General features: G+C 64.5%; 14 protein-coding genes. 8 read left to right on the forward strand and 6 right to left on the reverse strand.

Going from position 1 to position 20,115, the window contains the following annotated elements; all coding sequences use genetic code 11:
- Window positions 1-7: 7 nt before the first annotated feature.
- Window positions 8-1,261, forward strand: coding sequence for a septation protein SepH (gene sepH, locus ACZF5Y_RS08020; protein ID WP_497535258.1), 1,254 nt, complete (start codon window positions 8-10; stop codon window positions 1,259-1,261).
- A 19-nt stretch (window positions 1,262-1,280) separates the two neighbouring features.
- Here sepH and ACZF5Y_RS08025 read toward each other — a convergent pair whose 3' ends face one another.
- Complete coding sequence (locus ACZF5Y_RS08025; RefSeq protein ID WP_497535259.1) at window positions 1,281-2,474, reverse strand: alkaline phosphatase family protein; 1,194 nt, start codon at window positions 2,472-2,474, stop codon at window positions 1,281-1,283.
- 10 nt (window positions 2,475-2,484) lie between these two features.
- On the opposite strand from ACZF5Y_RS08025, the gene ACZF5Y_RS08030 reads away from it, so the two are divergent.
- Window positions 2,485-4,956: a DNA gyrase/topoisomerase IV subunit A gene (locus tag ACZF5Y_RS08030; RefSeq protein WP_497535260.1), complete on the forward strand. Its 2,472-nt coding sequence runs from the start codon at window positions 2,485-2,487 to the stop codon at window positions 4,954-4,956.
- 107 nt (window positions 4,957-5,063) lie between these two features.
- Here ACZF5Y_RS08030 and ACZF5Y_RS08035 read toward each other — a convergent pair whose 3' ends face one another.
- A complete protein-coding gene (locus tag ACZF5Y_RS08035) occupies window positions 5,064-7,157 on the reverse strand; it encodes a DNA gyrase/topoisomerase IV subunit B (RefSeq protein WP_497535261.1) in 2,094 nt (697 codons plus the stop codon).
- Window positions 7,158-7,350: 193 nt separating this feature from the next.
- On the opposite strand from ACZF5Y_RS08035, the gene ACZF5Y_RS08040 reads away from it, so the two are divergent.
- The gene (locus ACZF5Y_RS08040; protein WP_053353570.1) at window positions 7,351-7,572 is read left to right on the forward strand and encodes a DUF7455 domain-containing protein; all 222 of its coding nucleotides are present in this window, start codon (window positions 7,351-7,353) and stop codon (window positions 7,570-7,572) included.
- Window positions 7,573-7,653: 81 nt separating this feature from the next.
- Here the strand turns inward: ACZF5Y_RS08040 and ACZF5Y_RS08045 are convergent, their stop codons facing one another.
- Window positions 7,654-8,940, reverse strand: coding sequence for an RNA polymerase sigma factor (locus ACZF5Y_RS08045; RefSeq protein WP_497535262.1), 1,287 nt, complete (start codon window positions 8,938-8,940; stop codon window positions 7,654-7,656).
- Window positions 8,941-9,134: 194 nt separating this feature from the next.
- Window positions 9,135-10,070 (reverse strand): proteasome assembly chaperone family protein, encoded by a 936-nt coding sequence (locus ACZF5Y_RS08050; protein ID WP_497535263.1) that lies wholly within the window; start codon window positions 10,068-10,070, stop codon window positions 9,135-9,137.
- A 163-nt stretch (window positions 10,071-10,233) separates the two neighbouring features.
- Here ACZF5Y_RS08050 and lpdA point away from each other — a divergent pair, with 163 nt between their 5' ends.
- Window positions 10,234-11,607: a dihydrolipoyl dehydrogenase gene (gene lpdA, locus ACZF5Y_RS08055; protein WP_497535264.1), complete on the forward strand. Its 1,374-nt coding sequence runs from the start codon at window positions 10,234-10,236 to the stop codon at window positions 11,605-11,607.
- A 42-nt stretch (window positions 11,608-11,649) separates the two neighbouring features.
- Window positions 11,650-13,371 (forward strand): 2-oxoglutarate dehydrogenase, E2 component, dihydrolipoamide succinyltransferase, encoded by a 1,722-nt coding sequence (gene sucB / locus ACZF5Y_RS08060; protein ID WP_497535265.1) that lies wholly within the window; start codon window positions 11,650-11,652, stop codon window positions 13,369-13,371.
- A 25-nt stretch (window positions 13,372-13,396) separates the two neighbouring features.
- Here the strand turns inward: sucB and ACZF5Y_RS08065 are convergent, their stop codons facing one another.
- The gene (locus tag ACZF5Y_RS08065) at window positions 13,397-13,906 is read right to left on the reverse strand and encodes a hypothetical protein (protein ID WP_497535266.1); all 510 of its coding nucleotides are present in this window, start codon (window positions 13,904-13,906) and stop codon (window positions 13,397-13,399) included.
- 172 nt (window positions 13,907-14,078) lie between these two features.
- On the opposite strand from ACZF5Y_RS08065, the gene ACZF5Y_RS08070 reads away from it, so the two are divergent.
- The 3 genes from ACZF5Y_RS08070 (at window position 14,079) to glnA (ending at window position 16,792) form a co-directional block, all read left to right on the forward strand.
- The gene (locus ACZF5Y_RS08070; protein ID WP_497535267.1) at window positions 14,079-14,768 is read left to right on the forward strand and encodes a DUF4191 domain-containing protein; all 690 of its coding nucleotides are present in this window, start codon (window positions 14,079-14,081) and stop codon (window positions 14,766-14,768) included.
- 3 nt (window positions 14,769-14,771) lie between these two features.
- Window positions 14,772-15,200 (forward strand): RDD family protein, encoded by a 429-nt coding sequence (locus tag ACZF5Y_RS08075; RefSeq protein WP_497535268.1) that lies wholly within the window; start codon window positions 14,772-14,774, stop codon window positions 15,198-15,200.
- Between the two features lie 167 nt (window positions 15,201-15,367).
- Window positions 15,368-16,792 carry a type I glutamate--ammonia ligase gene (glnA, locus tag ACZF5Y_RS08080; protein ID WP_497535269.1) on the forward strand — a complete coding sequence of 475 codons (1,425 nt, stop codon included), beginning with the start codon at window positions 15,368-15,370 and terminating at the stop codon, window positions 16,790-16,792.
- Between the two features lie 283 nt (window positions 16,793-17,075).
- On the opposite strand, the gene ACZF5Y_RS08085 is transcribed toward glnA, so the two are convergent.
- Window positions 17,076-20,105: a bifunctional [glutamine synthetase] adenylyltransferase/[glutamine synthetase]-adenylyl-L-tyrosine phosphorylase gene (locus tag ACZF5Y_RS08085; protein ID WP_497535271.1), complete on the reverse strand. Its 3,030-nt coding sequence runs from the start codon at window positions 20,103-20,105 to the stop codon at window positions 17,076-17,078.
- Window positions 20,106-20,115 lie beyond the last annotated feature (10 nt).

The following is a 20,115-nucleotide window of genomic DNA, read 5'->3' on the forward strand; positions in this document are numbered from 1 at the left end:
TGCGCCGATGGACGAACTGCGCTTTGTGCGCCGAGATGACCGGTCGCTGATCGTCGCGAACGACGCCGGCGACGAGTTCCGCTTCCTGGTAGACGAGGCCGCGCTGAGCGAGCTCCGTCACCTGTCGCGTCGCGAGCGTGAGCCCGGAAAAGTCGGGCCACGTGAAATCCAGGCGCTCATCCGCTCGGGGAAGTCACGCGCCGAGGTCATCGCGGAGACAGGACTCGACGAGGCCGACGTCGAGCGCTACGAGGAGCCGGTACTCGCAGAGCGTCGCTACATCCTTGAGCGCGCGCACGCAGTGCCGGTGCGCACGGATGCGCTTGACGAAGCAGACGAGCGTTTCGGTGCGGTCATCGCCGAGCGACTTGTCGGACTTGCGTCGGACACGAGCGAGTGGAGTTCGTGGCGCGATGAGGAGCGGGGATGGATGGTCAGTCTCGAGTTCATCTCGCATGACGTTGCGCATCGCGCGGTGTGGACGTTCGATCATCGCAAGAGCATTCTCGCGCCGATCAATCCGGACGCCGTGAACCTGTCGAAGCAGGGCGAAGTCGGCGACCGATTGATTCCGAAGCTGCGCGCAGTTGACGGTGGGGAACGTGGCGGGCGCTTCGAAGCGAATACGTTCTCGGAAGATACCGCGGAAGAACGCTCTGCCGACGATTCCGGCATCGAGACCGAGTCGGACCTTGAAGCGGACACCGACGCGACGCCGCCCGCAGATTCGAATGCCGAGTACGAGCGCCGCAAGGAGATCGATCAGCGCGCCATCTCATCAGACGCCGCAGCCCCGACGGATCTCAGCCAGACTGCAGATCTGCTCGATGCGCTGCGAAAGCGGCGTGGGGAGCGCGACCAAGTCAAACGCGAGGCCGCACTGCACCCTCAGGAGCTTGATCTGGACGCTCTCGTAGATTCTGAGCCGGCGGTCACACCGACTTCCGCGGAACGCGATGACAACGACTCGACGAACGACGCGACCGCACCCGTCTCGCTTCCAGAAACTACAGAACGCGCTGTGTCGCCTCGCAGCATCTGGGGCAATGCCGGGGTATCGGCATCCGGCTCGACGCGCGATCAGGCACCACAGCGTCATTCTGGCACCCCTGAAGTTCAGGAGCGACCGAGTTCGACGCGCGCGAACGAACCGGCTTCGTCCGGCGAGTCAGAGCGCCCTGCAAAGAAAGGTCGGGCGTCGATTCCGAGTTGGGACGACATCTTGTTCGGCACCCGCAGCGACGAAGATCCGGTGCAGTGAACGCTGAATGAATGGCCGCTCAGGCCCGTGCTCGAGCTACCGCGGCCACGGCGTTCGCGAACCCTGTTCCGGCGAGCGCACCGGCGAGCGCGAGCGGCACTCCGCGTTCCTCGTCGGTGAATGAACCGTGCTGTCCCACCATCGAGAGCGATCTCGGGTCGTCGAGATGCGAGTAGTAGGCGACCTGCTTGCGCGCGGCGACCATTACATCACCGAGACGCGGAGCGACCTCTGGCGCGATGTTCCCGAAGGCTCCGGATCGCACGGCCTCGTCACGCGTGAAGATCCACGCACGACTACCTTCGGCATCTTGCCAGCGCTGTGCCACCTCCTCCGCATCGGCGCCGTCGCCGAGGTACAAAGCGCGAAAGCGCGGCTCCCCGCCGATGTCATCGACCCCGGAGAGCAGCGGTGAATCGGAGCCGATCACGATCTGCTGATGCGCCGCGACATCGACCATGCCGTGGTCCGCGGTCACGACGACCCCGACATCACCGGGCAACCCTCTGAGCAGCGACTCGAGCGCGCCGTCGAGTTGCTCGAGCCGGTGCAACCACGCCTCGCTCTGCCAGCCGGATTCATGCGCAACCTTGTCGAGCTCATCGACATAGAGGTAGACGACTGCCGGCTCGCCGCCACGCAGCAGCTGAGATGCGGCCGAGAAACGATCTTCGATCCGCTGCCCGCCGATGTATTGCGCCCCGGCGAGAATCGCCTCGGTCAGCCCGCCTGACGCGTGCGCCGGCCGACCGATCGTGAAGGCGCGTGCTCCGATATCTCCGGCGAGATGGAACAGCGGTCGCACGCGTTGCCACGCCGCACGATCCGCGATCCCATCCCAGTCACGCAGTGTCGTGATCAGCCCGAGTTCGGGGTGCCGAATTCGGTAGCCGATCAGCCCGTGCTCCCCCGGAAGTGCTCCCGTCACGAGGGAGGTGAGCGCGGCTCCCGTTGTCGACGGGGCGACCGTTTCGATGCGTTTGCGCTGCAATCGCCCGAGGGTCGGCGCATGATCGATTGCGGCAGAAAGATTCGCGCTCCCCAGACCGTCGACAACGATCATGACGAACGAACGGATCGCCGGGAAGGTCACATCGGACGCGATGCGCAGCTCCTCTGGCGCTGCGTGCCCGGCACCGCGGGCCATCGCTGCCAGGCCGCTTGGCAGAATCGCGGCAAGCCTCGCACCGTTGTCGGTCGTCGTCGGTAGCATGATTTCCATTATGACCGACCCCCGCACGTCATCCGCCGGCGCACCGGACGCACCCCATGAGCTCGCCGGCGAACGCATCGAAGATATCGACATCTCGCAAGAGATGGAGGGCTCTTTCCTCGAGTACGCCTATTCGGTGATCTACTCGCGCGCACTTCCCGACGCGCGTGACGGGTTGAAGCCGGTGCAACGCCGCATCCTCTTCATGATGCAGGACATGGGTCTGCGCCCCGAGAAGGGGCACGTGAAGTCCGCTCGTGTGGTCGGCGAGGTCATGGGCAAGCTGCACCCGCACGGTGATTCGTCGATCTACGACGCGCTCGTGCGTCTCGCACAGGGATTCGCCCTCCGCTTGCCGCTGATCGACGGGCACGGCAACTTCGGTTCGCTCGATGACGGGCCCGCCGCGTCCCGATATACCGAAGCACGGCTCGCGGGCGCAGCGCTCGCCATGACGGAATCGCTCGACGAGAACGTCGTCGATTTCGTGCCGAACTACGACAACCAGATCATGCAGCCCGAAGTGCTGCCGTCTGCCGTTCCCAACCTGCTCGTGAACGGAGCCAGCGGCATCGCGGTCGGCATGGCCACGAACCTGGCACCGCACAACCTCATCGAGGTTGTCGACGGTGCCAAACACCTGCTGCAGCACCCCGAGGCGACAGTCGACGAGCTGATGGAATTCATCCCCGGCCCCGACCTTCCTGGCGGCGGCACGATCGTCGGCCTCGACGGCGTGAAAGACGCCTACCGCTCCGGGCGCGGAGCCTTCCGCACCCGAGCCAAGGCGTCCGTCGAGCAGCTCGGACCGCGACGCACCGGGCTCGTCGTTACCGAGCTCCCCTACCTCGTGGGTCCCGAGCGCGTGATCGAGAAGATCAAGCAGGGCGTCGACGCGAAGAAGCTCTCCGGCATCTCCGATGTCGCCGACCTGACCGATCGCAAGAATGGGCTGCGGTTGGTCATCACCTTGAAGACCGGGTTCTCCCCCGAAGCCGTGCTCGAGCAGCTCTATCGGTATACGCCGCTCGAAGACTCGTTCAGCATCAACTCGGTGGCGCTTGTCGAGGGGCAGCCGCAGACGCTCGGACTCCGCGAAATGCTGCGGGTCTTCCTCGATCACCGCATCTCCGTCGTCACCCGACGCACCGAGTTCCGTTTGCGGAAGCGTCGCGAACGTCTGCACCTGGTCGAGGGGCTGCTCCTCGCCATCCTCGACATCGACGAAGTCATTCAGCTCATTCGCACAAGCGATGATGCCGAAACCGCACGCACTCGACTTATGCAGGTCTTTGACCTGTCCGAGCTGCAGGCCGAGTACATCCTTGAGTTGCGCCTGCGTCGCCTGACGAAGTTTTCGCGAGTCGAGCTCGAAGCCGAGCGTGACGAACTGCAATCAGAAATCGAGTCGCTGCTGGCCATCCTCAGCAGCGACGAGCGACTCCGCGGCGTGGTCGCCGACGAGATGGACGCTGCAGCCGAAGCATTCGGCACCCCACGGCGCACCGTTCTGACCGGAGCGGTCATGCGCCCGACCCGTTCGGCGGCTTCAACGGCCTCGCTTGAGGTCGCCGACTCCCCCTGCACCGTGCTGCTCTCGGTCACCGGTCGAGCCCTGCGCATCGAACGCGATCCTGAAACGCCCGAGTCGACCCGGCCGGCACCGCGCGCCACAAAGCACGGCGCCGTGCTCGCGAGCATCGACGGCACGGTTCGCGGTGAGCTCGGGGCGATTCTCTCTGATGGCACACTGCAGCGATTCACCCCGGTCGACCTTCCGTCCGTTCCCGCTGCGAGCATCGCGTTTTCCGCGGGTGCAAAACTTGCGGAATACATCGGAGTCACCGATAAGAAGCTCGGCGTCGTCGGCATCGTTCCGCTCGACACGGAGACCCCCATCGGGCTCTTCACCCTGCAGGGAACCGTCAAGCGCGTCGTACTCACCGATCTGCCTGCCAAGCCGAGCTTTGAAGTGATCACGTTGAAGAGCGGTGATGCTCTGGTCGGCGCGTTCGTCGCCGCAGACTCTGATGAATTCGCGATCGTGACCAGCGACGCGCAACTGCTGAGGTTCGGTGCTGGGTCGGTTCGCCCCCAGGGCCGGCCCGCTGCGGGTATGGCGGGCATTCGTCTCGCTGCCGACGCACGTGTTGTATTCGCAGGATCGGTCGCGGCTGACGCCGAGGCCCGCGTCGTCACCATCGCTGACAGTTCGATCACCCTCCCCGGCACCGATGTCGCAACAGCGAAAGTTACTGATTGGGCCGAGTTCCCGGCAAAGGGCAGGGGCACTGGTGGCGTCCGAGCCCAGCGCTTCCTCAAGTGGGAAGACCAGATCGCGTGCGCTTGGGTGGGTACCGGAGAGCCGCGTGCGCTGGCCTCTGATGGCACCGCCCGCAAACTTCCCGTCGAACTCGGCAAGCGCGATGGCTCCGGCCAGCCCATCGATGGCTCGGCTACCTACGTGGGCGTCGCTCCCTGACGTTCGCTGCCCCGGCGATACTTCGGCCCCGTGCCTCCGCGAACGCGGGAGCACGGGGCCGAATGCATCCTCACACCGCAAACGTCGGGGTGAACGCCTCGCACGGGTTAGGCGTCGATGCGCTCGCGATCCAGATCATCGGCGTTCTCGATGATGAACTCCTTGCGCGGTGCCACATCGTTGCCCATGAGCAACTCGAAGATCTGGGAGGCCGAGTGGGCGTCTTCGACGCGAACGCGCCGCAGCGCACGGTGCTCTCGATCCATCGTGGTCTCCGCGAGTTGATCTGCGTCCATCTCGCCCAGGCCCTTGTAGCGCTGGATCGGCTCCTGGTACTTCTTTCCGCGTTTCTTCAAATCAGCGAGCAAGGCGTTGAGTTCGCGTTCGCTGTACGTGTAGATCACATCATTGGGCTTCCGGCCGGCATTCTGCACGATGACGCGATGCAGCGGGGGCACGGCAGCGTACACGCGACCCGCTTCGAGCATCGGTCGCATGTAGCGGAAGAACAGCGTGAGCAGCAGTGTGCGAATGTGCGCACCGTCGACGTCGGCGTCGCTCATCAGGATGACCTTGCCGTAACGTGCGGATTCGAGTTCGAAGTCGCGCCCCGAACCCGCGCCGAGCACCTTGATAATGGCGCCGCACTCCGTGTTATTGAGCATTTCGGCGACCGAAGCCTTCTGCACATTCAGAATCTTGCCGCGAATCGGAAGCAGGGCCTGGAACTCGCTGTCGCGGGCCGGGCGGGCCGTGCCGAGCGCGCTGTCACCCTCGACGATGAACAGTTCCGTCTCGGCGACCTCTTTGGAGCGGCAATCGATGAGTTTCGCTGGCAATGACGAGCTCTCCAGCGAACTCTTGCGTCGCGCGGTGTCGCGCTGTGCGCGCAACGCGATCCGCGCCTTCATCTCCGAGACCATCTTCTCGAGCAGCGCTGCCGTTTGGGTTTTGTCGGTCTTCTTCGTGGACTCGTAGCGCTCGGTCAGCCCCTGAACGATTGCTTTCGTCACGATCGCGCGCACGGCTGCAGTGCCGAGCACTTCTTTCGTCTGCCCCTCGAACTGGGGTTCGGGGACCCGCACGGTCACGACCGCGGTGAGCCCGGTCAGAATGTCATCCTTCTCCGGCTTGTCGCTTCCCGCCTTCAACTTCCGAGCATTGGTCTCGATCTGCTTGCGGAAGAAGCGGGTCAGCCCCTGCTCGAAACCAGTGAGGTGCGTGCCGCCCTTTGGGGTCGAGATGATATTGACGAAACTCTGAATCTCGGTGTCGTACCCGGTTCCCCAGCGCAGCGCGACGTCGACCTCGCAATCGCGTTCGACTTCCCGTGAAACCAGATGGCCCGTTTCCGCGTCCATGACCGGAACGGTCTCGCGGAACGTGCCCGTGTCAGTGACGCGCCAGGTCTCGGTCAGCGGCGCATCGACCGCGAGGAAGTCGACGAACTCCGAAATGCCACCCTCGTACGCGAATTCATGCACGGGAGCGACACCGTCGTCGCCTCGGGATTCTGACCGTTCATCGGTGATCGCGATCGCCAGGCCCGGAACGAGGAACGCCGTCTGCCGCGCGCGCGCGACCAGCGACTCCGGCTCGAATCGTGCCGACGCCAAGAAGATCTGCGGGTCGGCCCAGTAGCGAACACGCGTTCCGGTAACCCCCCGTTTCACCTTGCCGACCACGCGGAGTTCAGACGCCTCTTCGAAGGGCGTAAAAGCACTGTCAGGGCCTTCGCCTGCGAAGATCCCGGGCTCGCCGTGACGGAACGACATCGCCCAGGTTTTGCCCTCTCGGTCGACCTCGACATCGAGCCGTGAGGAGAGCGCGTTCACCACAGAAGCACCGACACCGTGCAGGCCACCCGACGATTGGTAGCCACCGCCACCGAACTTACCTCCCGCGTGCAGCTTCGTGTAGACGAGTTCGACGCCGCTGAGCCCACTCTTGGGCTCGATATCGATGGGTACGCCGCGGCCGTTGTCGGCAACGGTGACGCTGCCATCATCGTGCAGTACCACGCCGATGGCATTGCCGAACCCACCCAACGCTTCATCGACCGAGTTGTCGATGATTTCCCAGAGGCAGTGCATCAATCCACGCGAATCGGTGGTGCCGATATACATGCCCGGCCGCTTTCGCACCGCTTCGAGCCCCTCGAGCACGGTGAGATGTCTCGCGGAATAGCTGGAATCTGCCACGACTCGGATCTCCTCAGGTTGATGACGGATCTACCCTAGGCCACACCACGGACATCGGCGGTCAGGTGATCCGGCGAGTGCCCAGGTCGACTCCCCGGGCTACGCGGTCAGCGAACCACGGTGACAGAATGCGGGAATTCTCGGGAGGTCGTGCTTGGATGGTGGCGTAGTGATGAAGGAAGAGGAGGATGCCATGACGACACTCGAGCAGGATCGAACCCAAGAGGTTGAGTCCGCAGATCGTCCCCTGAGTGCGCTGGACCGTTGCGATAGCTGCGGTGCGCAGGCATACGTCCGGGTGCTGCTGGGCGGAAGCGAATTGCTCTTCTGCGCGCATCACGCGAACAAGCACGAGTCGAAGCTGCGCCCGATGGCGGAGACCTGGCACGACGAGACCCATAAGCTCAACGCGTAACTCGCGAGACAGAAAGGGCCCCGGTGAAGCGATCTTCACCGGGGCCCTTTCTCATGGGCGTCGATCGACGCCGCGAATCACTTAGTCGAGGTAATCGCGCAGCTGCTGGCTGCGCGACGGGTGCCGCAGCTTCGCCATCGTCTTCGATTCGATCTGGCGAATACGCTCACGCGTGACGCCGAAGGTGTCACCGATCTGGTCGAGCGTCTTCGGCATACCGTCGCCCAGGCCGAACCGCATGCGGATCACGCCCGCCTCGCGCTCCGAGAGCGAATCGAGCAGCTGTTCGAGCTGCTGCTGCAGCATCGTGAAGCCCACCGCGTCAGCCGGAACGACCGCCTCGGTGTCTTCAATGAGGTCACCGAACTCGCTGTCACCATCTTCGCCGAGCGGCGTGTGCAACGAAATGGGCTCGCGCCCGTACTTCTGCACCTCGACGACCTTTTCAGGCGTCATGTCGAGCTCACGGCTCAGCTCCTCAGGCGTGGGCTCGCGACCGAGATCCTGCAGCATCTGCCGCTGCACACGGGCGAGCTTGTTGATGACCTCGACCATGTGTACCGGAATACGGATCGTGCGCGCCTGATCGGCCATAGCGCGCGTGATGGCCTGACGGATCCACCAGGTCGCATAGGTCGAGAACTTGAAACCCTTGGTGTAGTCGAACTTCTCAACCGCGCGGATCAGACCCAAGTTGCCCTCTTGAATGAGGTCCAAGAACTGCATGCCGCGGCCGGTGTAGCGCTTTGCAAGCGACACGACGAGGCGGAGGTTCGCTCCGAGCAAGTGGCTCTTCGCGCGCTGGCCGTCGCGGGCCACCCACTTGAGCTCGCGCTCAAGCTTCTTCGCCAGACCCTTTTCCGTCGAGAGCTTCTCTTCAGCGAACAGGCCGGCCTCAATACGCATGGCGAGCTCGACTTCTTCAGCGGCGTTGAGCAACGCCACCTTGCCGATCTGCTTCAGGTAATCCTTCACCGGATCGGCGGTCGCACCGGGGATCGCGGTCGTGATGGTCGGGACGTCTTCCTCGTCACCGGCCTTCAGCACGATCGCCCCGGTCGGCAGCGGCTCGGTGATCACCGGAGCCGCCTTCTCCTCTTCAGCGGCTTCGGCTTCCTCATCGACCTCGGGAGCGTCGAGATCGATCTCGTCCTCGGTCTTCTTCGTCGTGCGCTTCGCTTTGGTCGCGGCTGGCTTCTTCGCCGCCGTTGATGCCTTCTTCGCCGCAGCAGTCGTCTTTTTGGCTGCTGCCGTCTTGCGCGGAGCCGCAGTGGTCTCGGTCATCTCGCCGGCCTCCTCGGTCTGTCCTGCCTGCTGGGTCGCACCCGCTTTGGATGCTCGAGTCGTGGTCGTGGATGCAGTTGCCACGCAGCCGCCTCTCTCGTTCAGATCTCGGCCTGTGCTGACGGTGAAATCGCCGTCAGGTGCTCACAGCATGAAAACCCATGTCAAGCCCGGCGTATTCCCGCGAGCGAGAATGGGAGCCGGATTGCATGGGCTGCACGTCAATTATTGCACGGACCCCAGGAAGTTCTTGCCACTCGACGCGCCGGGTGCTATTTTCACAACGCTTCCGGAGCGTCGTCTTCGGGGCGGCGACGCTGGTGCTCCGCCAGGTACCGCTCCAACTCGCTGGCGAGCTGGTCGGCCGTCGGGATCGAACCGTCTTCCGCAACCAAGGGCGATCGCGGGCTCTGGTCTTCCATGTATGCGTCATAGCGCTGCTCCAAGTTGCGCACCATCTCCGCGGACTCTTCGTTCTCTGCGATCTGCGTGTCGACCTGAGCGGTGAACTGTCGCGCCAACCGTCGCACCTCATCGGTGGGGAGAATAAGCCCGGTCGCCGCCATGATGCCATCAAGCGCGGAGTAGAGCGCATCTGGGTAGTCCGTGTTCGCCAGGTAGTGCGGGATCAGCAAGGCGAACCCAGCCACCTCTTCACCGAGCCCGTGCAAGCGGTATTCGAGCACATGCGACGCCGAGGCCGAGAGCTTCGTGGTCGGCTTCCACACAGATCGCGCTTCGATTAGATCATCGCGAGAGCCGCTGACCGTCATCGAGATCGGCCGCGTATGGGGTACGGGCATCGGGATCGCGTGCGACCAGACCGTGATCGAGACCTCAAACTCGTGCACAAGCAGCAGGACCGTGTCGATGAACTGCTCCCATCGGAAATCGGGCTCGTAGCCGCTGAGCAACAGGAACGGGGCACCGAGCTCGTCGCGCAGCAAAGACAGCGTCAACTCTTCGGGGGCATAGTCGACGAAGTGATCTTCATCGAACGTAATGATGGGACGTCGCGCCCGGTAGTCGAGCAGCAGATCGGCGTTGAAGCGCACCAGTTCTTCGGGTTCACCGTGCTTCCAGAGGAATTCTTCAAGCTGCGCGATCGCGCCGCCGGCATCGCTCAGGCCCTGCATCGCCACGACCAGGGGCAGGCCGCGCGGTACCCGAGCTCGGCGTTCCGAGTAATCAGCAGAAAAGATCGATTCCGTCACGCTTCAATCCTACGAACGGCGCGCGTCCTGAGCCGCGAAATCATCACGCCCTCAGCGAAACCCTGCGCAATGGTACTCGGGCGCTCCGGTGTAGGCTGGTCAAGGCGCGCCCTGCACATTTCGGACGCCCTTCACATTGCGAGTATTCCGAGGGAGACCCCACTTGGCCGATCAGCAGTTTGACATCGTGGTTCTGGGCGGCGGAAGCGCCGGCTACGCCGCGGCGATCCGTGCGACACAGCTGGGATTGAGCGCCGCCGTCATCGAGAAGGACAAGTTGGGCGGCACGTGCTTGCACCGCGGCTGCGTCCCGACGAAGGCGTTGCTGCACTCCGCAGAGATTGCGGATGTCGCCCGCGAAGGCGAGAAATACGGTGTACTGTCCAGCGTTTCGGGCGTCGACATCGCGGGCGTCACGCGGTTCCGCGAGAACCTCGTCGCCGGCAAGTTCAAGGGCCTCCAGGGCCTCTTGAAAGCCAACAACATCACGGTGATCGCGGGCGAGGGCAAGCTGGTTGCCGCGAACACGGTGCAGGTGGGCGAAGATCGCATCATCGGCAAGAACGTGGTGCTCGCGACAGGTTCCTTCTCGCGGTCGCTCCCCGGCCTCGCCATCGAGGGTCGCGTGATCACCAGTGAGCAGGCTCTCGAGCTGCAGGAGATCCCGAAGCGCGTCGCCATTCTTGGCGGCGGCGTCATCGGCGTCGAATTCGCGAGCGTCTGGAAGTCGTTCGGTGCAGAGGTGACCATCATCGAGGGTCTCCCCCATCTCGTGCCGAACGAGGAGGAGTCGATCTCGAAGCAGCTTGAGCGCGCCTTCCGCAAGCGCGGCATCGACTTCAAGCTCGGTGTCCGCTTCCAGTCGGTCACCCAGGACGCCAACACCGTGACCGTCGCTCTCGAAGACGGCAACACCGTCGAGGCTGATTACCTGCTCGTCGCCGTCGGACGCGGGCCCGTCACCCAGGGCCTCGGCTATGAAGAGGTCGGCATCGAAATGGACCGCGGCTTCGTGCTCACGAATGAGCGCCTCTCGACGAACGTTGCGGGTGTGTACGCCATCGGCGACATCGTTCCCGGACTGCAGCTTGCGCATCGCGGCTATCAGCAGGGCATCTTCGTCGCGGAGGAGATCGCTGGCCTCAATCCCGTCATCGTCGAAGACGTCAATATCCCGAAGGTCACTTACTGCGACCCCGAGATCGCTTCGGTCGGCCTGACCGAGGCGAAGGCGAAGTCACAGTATGGCGACGACCGCGTCGTCAGCTACGAATACAACCTCGCCGGCAACGCGAAGAGCTCGATTCTCGGCACGGCGGGCAGCGTCAAGGCAGTGCGCGTGGTTGACGGCCCCGTCGTCGGCGTCCACATGATCGGCGCCCGCGTCGGCGAGCTGGTCGGCGAAGCGCAGCTGATCGTGAACTGGGAGGCCTACCCCGAAGATGTCGCCCCCTTCGTGCACGGCCACCCGACACAGAACGAGACGATCGGCGAATCCATGTTGAAGCTCGCCGGCAAGCCGCTGCACGCCATCTAAGCGCTGCGCACAGACTGATTACTACGAACGGAGATATGCACGATGAGTGAATCGGTGGTCCTCCCCGCACTGGGCGAGAGCGTGACTGAGGGCACGGTGACCCGCTGGTTGAAGAACGTCGGCGACACCGTCGAGGTCGATGAACCGTTGCTCGAAGTCTCGACCGACAAGGTCGATACCGAGATCCCGTCGCCCGTCGCGGGCGTGCTCGAGGAGATTCTCGTGCAAGAGGACGAGACCGCAGAAGTGGGAGCCGTGCTCGCCAAGGTCGGAGACGGGAGCGGTTCTGCAGCAGCAGCGCCTGCAGCTTCCCCGGCCGAAACCTCATCGGCCCCTGAGCCGGTCGCGGCCGAGACGCCCGCTGCCGCAGAGCCCGCTCCCGCGGCAGCGACGGCAGCCGAGTCGGCACCTGCTCCCGCGGGCGGCGATTCGCAGAGCATCACCCTGCCGTCGCTCGGTGAGAGCATCACTGAGGGCACCGTCACCCGCTGGCTGAAGAGCGTGGGCGACACCGTCGAGGTCGATGAGCCGCTGCTTGAGGTATCGACCGACAAGGTCGATACCGAAGTGCCCTCACCGATCGCTGGGGTGCTCCAGGAAATCCTCGTACAAGAAGACGAGACCATCGAGGTGGGCGCCGAACTCGCGCGCATCGGCAGCGGTGCGGCACCGTCGGCGCCGGCCGGTCAGGCTCCGGCCGCTGAGGCTGCTCCCGAGGCGCCCGCTGCGGCTCCGGCGCCGGCTGCACCTGCAGCACCTGCACCTGCATCTGCAGTCGAGGCTCCGGTCAGCTCCGCACCTGCGGCTCCGGCTCCCGCGGCCTCGCACGCCGCTCCCGCCGAAACCGAGAGCAACGCCGGGTACGTCACGCCGATCGTTCGCAAGCTGGCGAATGAAAAGGGCGTCGATCTCGGCACCATCTCCGGCACCGGCGTTGGCGGTCGAATCCGCAAGGAGGATGTGCTGGCCGCTGCAGAGCGAGTCGCGGCACCCGCAGGTGCAGCAAGCGCGGCTCCTGCTGCTTCGGCACCGACCGTCGAGGTGTCCGAGCTGCGCGGCACGACGCAGAAGATGAGCCGTCTCCGCAAGGTGATCGCTGAGCGCGCGGTGGCGTCGCTGCAGTCGACGGCCCAGCTCACGACCGTGGTCGAAGTTGACGTGACACGCATTGCCCAACTGCGGCAGAAGAAGAAGGACGAGTTCCTGGCGAAGTCCGGTTCGAAGCTTTCGTTCCTGCCGTTCTTCGCACTTGCAGCGGCAGAGGCGCTTCGCACCTACCCGATCATCAACGCCACCGTCGACGGCGACTCGATCGTGTATCCCGACACCGAGAACATCAGCATCGCCGTCGATACCGAGCGCGGGCTGCTCACGCCGGTGCTGCGGGAGGCCGGCGAGAAGAACCTCGCCCAGATCTCGGGCGAAATTGCCGACCTCGCGGCTCGCACGCGCGATAACAAGCTCACGCCTGATGAGCTCAGCGGTGGCACCTTCACACTCACGAACACGGGATCGCGTGGGGCGCTCTTCGACACCCCGCTCGTCTTCCTGCCGCAGGTCGCGATTCTCGGCACCGGCGCAGTCGTGAAGAAGCCGGTCGTCATCTCGGGCCCCGAGGGTGATTCCATCTCGGTGCGGTCGACCGTGTACCTCGCGCTCTCGTACGATCACCGAATCGTCGATGGTGCGGACGCGGCACGCTTCCTGTCGCTCGTGCGCGAACGGCTCGAGGCCGGACAGTTCGAGGGCAACCTCGGAATCTAACGCCTCTGGGCTCACGCTCACCCCGTTACGCGCTGCGCCGCGGTCGTTCTGTGAATCGACCGCGGCGCAGCGCTTTTTCCGTCGAAATCTCGGCACTCCGCGGTGGCCACTCGTGATTGACGAACTCGAACTTTCGTTCGCACTCCGCAGCGACCGCCTCACGCGCCCGCTCGACAGACCACGGCTGTCGAGGGTTCGCCAGCTCTGCGGCGGCGAGACCGATCACGTCGCCCAGCACGTCTGCGACTTCGACGGTGTCAGCCCGTCGGAGCATGCGTCGGAGCTCATGCAAGGGCAGGCCGAGTCCGACGCAGCCCAGATCGTGGCCCAATCGTCGGTGCCGACGCTCTGCACCTCTCGGCACGCCACATCGCCCAGTCGCGCGTCGCTCCCACGCCGATTCGAGCCACTGCCACGCCGTATTCACGAGCGCCTGCGCCGCGCCCGCATGCGTCGTGCCAGGCGAGCGCGGCCGGCTGCGCGCAGCATCGCGCGGCAGATCCGGCTCAGCATGTGAAGTCGATCCCTGGCTCATGTAGGGCAGCCTGCCGCGCGATCCGCCATCGCCCTGCGTACTCGTGCGTGAATGTGCACAAGTCAAGCGAATCGGCTCCGAGCCGTGAGTGTGCGCGCGTCGAGCCTTTACTGGCCGCCCGTCCGCGCAGAGTTCGTCAACACTCCCCTCGTTTGCCGGTATCCTGGAGGGTATGGCAGCAGAGCAGGCGAAGCGCAACGGCCGAATCCGGCAGATGATCGAGATTTACCGCACCACGAAGGTGCACGACACGAATCTGCCGTGGATCCTGCTGGTGTGCTTCATCGCTCCGATTCTCGTGGCGGTGCTCCTCGCCTGGCTGCTTCCCGGCAGCTGGTTCGCGTGGGTGTTGTGGCCCATTACCGGCGTACTCGTCGGCATCCTCCTGGTAATGATCGTGCTGGGCCGTCGCGCAGAGCACACCGCGTATGAGCAGATTTCCGGTCGCCCCGGCGCCGTGGGCGCGGTTGTGCAGAGCGCGCTGCGTCGATCCTGGCGCGGCTCCGAAGTTCCGGTCGCGATCAACCGCGCACAGGATGCGGTGTATCGCGTCGTCGGCCGCGGTGGAGTCGTGCTCATCTCTGAGGGGTCGAAACAGCGCACGCAGCGCATGGCCGCAGACGAAGAGCGCAAAGTGAAGCGCGCACTCCGCAATGTTGCCGTTGTGCATTTGTATGTCGGCCCTGATGGTGACGGGGTGCCGCTGCCGAAGCTGTCTCGCACGCTCGTCAAGCTCAAGACGGTGATGAGTCGTGCAGAAGTCGATGCCGTCCACAGCCGGCTTTCCTCGCTCCAGAGCACCCCGGTCGGCATCCCCAAGGGCATGGATCCGAACCGCGTCCGTTCACAGCGGCCCCGCTAACCAATGCCCGCATCGTCGCCGCAGCGATTCGGAGAACTCGAACCCAGCGAGTGGCCTGGCGAACGACTCGGACTCCCGGAGACCGGGCAGCGTTCGGTAGCTCGCTTCGGTCGCCGAGTTCTGGCGATCCTGATCGATTGGGCGCTTGCCGCCCTCCCGGCGTACCTGTTGATCGGTGGGTTGCACCCCGAGCTCTGGAATGTGGTCGTCTTCGCCGTCATGCAGGTCGTGTTCATTCCGACGATCGGCGGGTCTCTCGGCCACCGGCTGCTCGGTCTGCGTGTTGTGCCGCTGACCGGCGGGTGGGTCGGCCTGTGGCGCCCAGTCGTTCGCACGCTGCTGCTCTGCCTCGTCATCCCTGTACTGGTGTGGGATTCAGATCAGCGTGCGTTCCACGACAAGATCGCTGGAACCGTGCTCCTTCGCGGCTAAGCGATCCTGCTCAGCAGTGTTCGCCGAGTGCACGCCGATGAACATCGCGTAACACGCGCGAAACATGGGACTCATGGTTTTGAAATCATGCTCGCGTAGGGTGGAACCACACGATCGGCGCGCTGAGGAACCGAATGCCTCTGGCCGAACAACACCCGAGGAGCAGCATGTTCACTACCCCGCAGGAAGTCATCGACTTCATCAAGGAAACCGACGTCAAGTTCGTCGATATTCGTTTCACCGACCTGCCGGGGGTGCAGCAGCACTTCAACATTCCCGCAGCGACGGTAGGCGAAGATTTCTTCGAGGTCGGCCAGATGTTCGATGGCTCTTCCATTCGCGGGTTCGCCGGCATCGCCGAGTCCGATATGCAGCTCATCCCCGACGTCACGACGGCGTACCTCGACCAGTTCCGCGCCGAGCGCACGCTGATCGTGATCTGCGATATTTTCAACCCTCGCACGGGTGAGATCTACTCGAAGGACCCCCGCCAGGTCGCCAAGAAGGCCGAGCGGTACTTGGCTTCGACCGGCATAGCCGACACCGCGTTCTTCGCGCCTGAAGCCGAGTTCTACATTCTGGACTCCGTGCGGTACGAGACGACGCCGCGTCGCACGATGTATGAAATCGACTCCGAAGAGGCGAACTGGAACTCGGCTCGCAAGGTCGAGGGTGGCAACCTCGGCAACACCACTCCCGACAAGGGCGGCTACTTCCCCGTCTCCCCCGTCGACAAGCAGGCGGATCTGCGCGATGACATCTCGCTGCGACTCATCGAAGCCGGACTCGAGCTGGAGCGCTCGCACCACGAGGTGGGCGCACCCGGCCAGGCAGAGATCAACTACCGCTTCGACACCCTCGTCAAGGCTGCCGACGATGTCTTGAAGTTCAAGTACGTGGTGAAGAACACGGCTGAGCTCTGGGGCAAGACCGCTACCTTCATGCCGAAGCCGGTCTTCGGCGACAACGGTTCGGGCATGCACACGCACATGTCGCTCTGGAAGGGCGGCGAGCCGCTCTTCTATGATGAGAACGGCTACGCGCAGCTCTCCGACATCGCCCGCTGGTACATCGGCGGCATTCTGCACCACGCCCCTGCGCTGCTCGCGTTCACCAACCCGACGATCAACAGCTACCGCCGTTTGGTCAAGGGGTACGAAGCTCCGGTGAACCTTGCCTACTCGGCGGGCAACCGCTCGGCCGCAGTGCGCATCCCCCTGACCGGGTCGAACCCCAAGGCAAAGCGCATCGAGTTCCGCGCCCCTGACGCGTCGGGTAATCCGTACCTCGCGTTCGCCGCACAGATGATGGCGGGCCTCGACGGCATCCGCAACCGCATCGAGCCGATGGATCCGATCGATAAGGATCTGTACGAGCTGCCACCCGAGGAGGCCAAAAACATTCCTCAGGTTCCAGGATCGCTCGAAGAGGCGCTCGATGCGCTGTCGACCGACCACCAGTTCCTGCTCGAGGGCGGCGTCTTCACGGAAGAGCTCGTTGAAACCTGGATCTCGTACAAGCGCGAGAACGAGATCGCTCCGATGGCGCTCCGCCCGCACCCGTTTGAGTTCGAGCTGTACTACGGCGTCTGATCTCTCGGAGAAGCGAGTGAGCCCCGCTGACCGGTTCAGGTCAGCGGGGCTCACTCGTTCGTACCGATGACGTCGTCGTCAACGGGTGGGAGGGACTTAGGACTCGAGTTCGTCTTCGAACTCGGCGCCGTCTTCTGCGAGCAACGCCTCAAGGAATGTTTGTAAGTACTGCATAACGATCAAATTACACTTCGATAACGAATTGCGCTAGCCCCGAGTGTGAACGCCGTGTAAATATTGCATAGCGTGACCGCGGGAGTCGCCCAGGCGCTGAAGGATCGAATCAGTGCAATGGGAATCGGGGGTCGTCGTCGTATCCGAAGAACTCGCGATTCACCACAGCACGCGCGCGGCGGGCTACCCCGAACCACTGCTCCTCGAGCTCTGACGTACGGTCGCGCGGAAGGCCGAGTACTCCGGCGATTCCGGCGAGATCGTTCCAGTCGGTCGGCAGTGAATCCGAGCCTCGTCCGGTCCACAGCTTCGATGCGGTGCGCACCCGGCTCGCGAACCTCCAGGATTCGAGGAGGTGTTCCGCATCGTCTGTCGTGAGGAGCTCGAGCTCAGTCGCCGCGCGCAGTGCCCCCACCGTTGACACCGTTCTGAGTTCGGGATGCTGAGACGCACCACGCAGTTGCAGCAGCTGCACCAGCCACTCGACATCGCTGATGCCACCGGGCCCCAGCTTCAGATGGCGCTTGGGATCCGCACCGCGCGGCAGGCGCTCCGCCTCGACACGGGCCTTGATGCGTCGCACCTCGCGCGTCTCAGCCTCGCCGAATGTAGCCGGATAGCGGATCTGATCAGCGAGCGCGATGAAATCGGCGCCGAGCTGTGCATCGCCGGCGACGAAGCGCGCGCGCAGGAGCGCCTGTGCCTCCCACGTCACCGACCACCGCTCGTAGTAGGCCCGTGACGCGTCCAGACTTCGGGCCATTGGCCCGTTCTTGCCCTCGGGTCGCAGATCGAAGTCGAGATCGACGGGAAAGCGTGGGTCGGCGACGGCACGCCGGAGTTCTGAGACGAGTCGAACCGCCTCGCGCGCCGCGGTGTCGTTCGGCGTCCCCGTTCCGGCCCGATAGATGGCGACCAGGTCGATGTCTGACGCGAAGCCGAGTTCGCGCCCGCCATATCGTCCCATGCCGATGAGCGCGATCTCGAGCCCGTGCGACGAGCCGGGTGACGCCTCGGCGCGGATGGCGAGGAGCAGTGCGTCGAGGAGCGCCGTATGCGCGGAGTCAAGCCCAGCTGCAACGGCTGCGTCGTCGATGGCGCCGACCACGCGCCCGAGCGCCAGGCGAAGCACTTCACGTCGGTGCACGGTGCGCAACGCGGTGGCTGCGGAGTCGAGGCCTGCGCGCCGCGAAGCGATTGCGCGCATCTCATCGAAGAGCATCGGCAGCGGCATCGGTTGCAAACGTTCATCGCGCTCCAACCAGGCGACTGCCTCGGGCACCGACTCCAGCAGGTCAGCGGCAAATCGGGAGTTCGAGAGCACACGCATGAGACGCTCGGCTGCCTCGGTTCCGTCACGCAGCAGTCGGAGATACCAGGGCGACTCCCGATTTGCCTCGCTGACTCGTCGAAACGCCAGTAGACCGAAGTCTGGGTCGGTTCCCTCGGCCAACCACTGCAGAAGAACGGGCATGAGATTGCGCTGGATACGCGCACGACGAGTGGTGCCGCGCGTCAGTGCCGCCATATGCCGCATCGCGCCGTCGGGGTCCGAGAATCCAATGCTCGTGAGGCGAGCCCGAGCCGCTGCACTGCCGAGCACGAGCTCTTCCTCCGGCAACGCGGCAACGGCACTCAGCAGTGGGGCGTAAAAAATCTTGACATGCAGTTCACGCACTTCTCGCTTGATGTGCTCCCAGTGTTGCTGCAACTCTGAAGCACTCTTCGCGAGTCCGCTCGCGCGAGCGAGCACACGAAGCCCATGCTCGTCGACCGGCATCAGGGCTGTGCGGCGGAGGTCTCGCAACTGCAATCGGTGCTCGAGCACCCGCAGCTGCCGATAGTCCGCGGCGAGCCGGTCCCCGTCGCCTCGTGCGATGTATCCACCCTCGACCAGCGCACGCAGGGCCGGCAGCGTACCGGCGACGTGGAGGCGCTCGTCGTATTGACCGTGCACGAGTTGCAGCAGCTGGGCGCTGAATTCGATGTCGCGGAGCCCTCCTGGGCCGAGCTTCAACTGAACGTCGAGATCTGCATCGGCGATGTGCTCGGTCACGCGTTCGCGCATCCGCTGCACCGACCCGACGAAGTCGTCACGAGCAGCTGAAGCCCAGACGCCCTCGCGGGTCTGATCCACGAACTCGGCCGCGAGCTCGAGGTCGCCCGCGAGGGGCCGAGCCTTGAGCAGCGCCTGAAACTCCCACGCTTTGGCCCAGCGGTCGTAGTACGAGCGCATGGAGCTCAGTGTGCGCACGAGTGCGCCGTGCCGCCCCTCGGGGCGCAGGTTCGCGTCGAGTTGCCACAGGGGCGGTTCGACCGCGGGATCATGGATGCCGCGCATCACTTCACTCGCGAGCCGCGTACCCAGCCTGATCAGCGCATCGCCGTCGAGCACATCGTCGTCGGCGCTGTCGACGACGAACACCACGTCGACGTCCGAGACGACGTTGAGTTCACCGGCACCGCACTTGCCCATCGCCACGATTCCCAAGCGCAATGCGTCAAGCCGTTCTTGGCTCGCCGCTGGGCCAGATGCACCACTGGCGATCGTTGCGCGCGCGACCGTCAACGACGCGTCGATCGCCGCTGCGGCGAGGCCCGAGAGCGAAGCGGCGACCGCTTCGAAGACCTCGGTGGCAACGCCTCGACGCCCGGCGTCGAGGTCGTAGAGCATGAGTGTGGCGAGCAGTTCTCGGTACCGGGCGCGCAGCGCGATCCAACCTGCCTCACCGCACCGCACCGAACCGTCGGATGGGTCGACGACGGCCTGGGCAAGCTCGACCCGCGCGCGTTCAGCATCGACCACGGCCCCGCCGACGCGCAAGATCTCGACCAGCCGGTCGGGGTGCCGAGCAAAAAAATCGCCGAGAGCGGGCGAAGCGCCCACGAGCAGGCACAATGTGCCGAACTCGGCGAAATCGATCTCGCTCAGCACCTCCCGGTGCTGATCTGCCAACCGGCGCACTCTCCGCAGCGCCGCATCCGGGTCAGCGGCAGCGCTCAGTGCAGGGAGAAACGCGCTCGGCGGGTAGCCGAGCTGAGTGCCCAGCGTCGTCAGAGAGTCGCGGGCCTCGCCGAGGTCTTGAAACCCCGCACGTGCGATCTCGGAGAGGGTGATCGTCGCGTGCTCCCGTGCCATACGTCCAGAC

This window comes from Leucobacter sp. WKLB1, assembly GCF_059696215.1.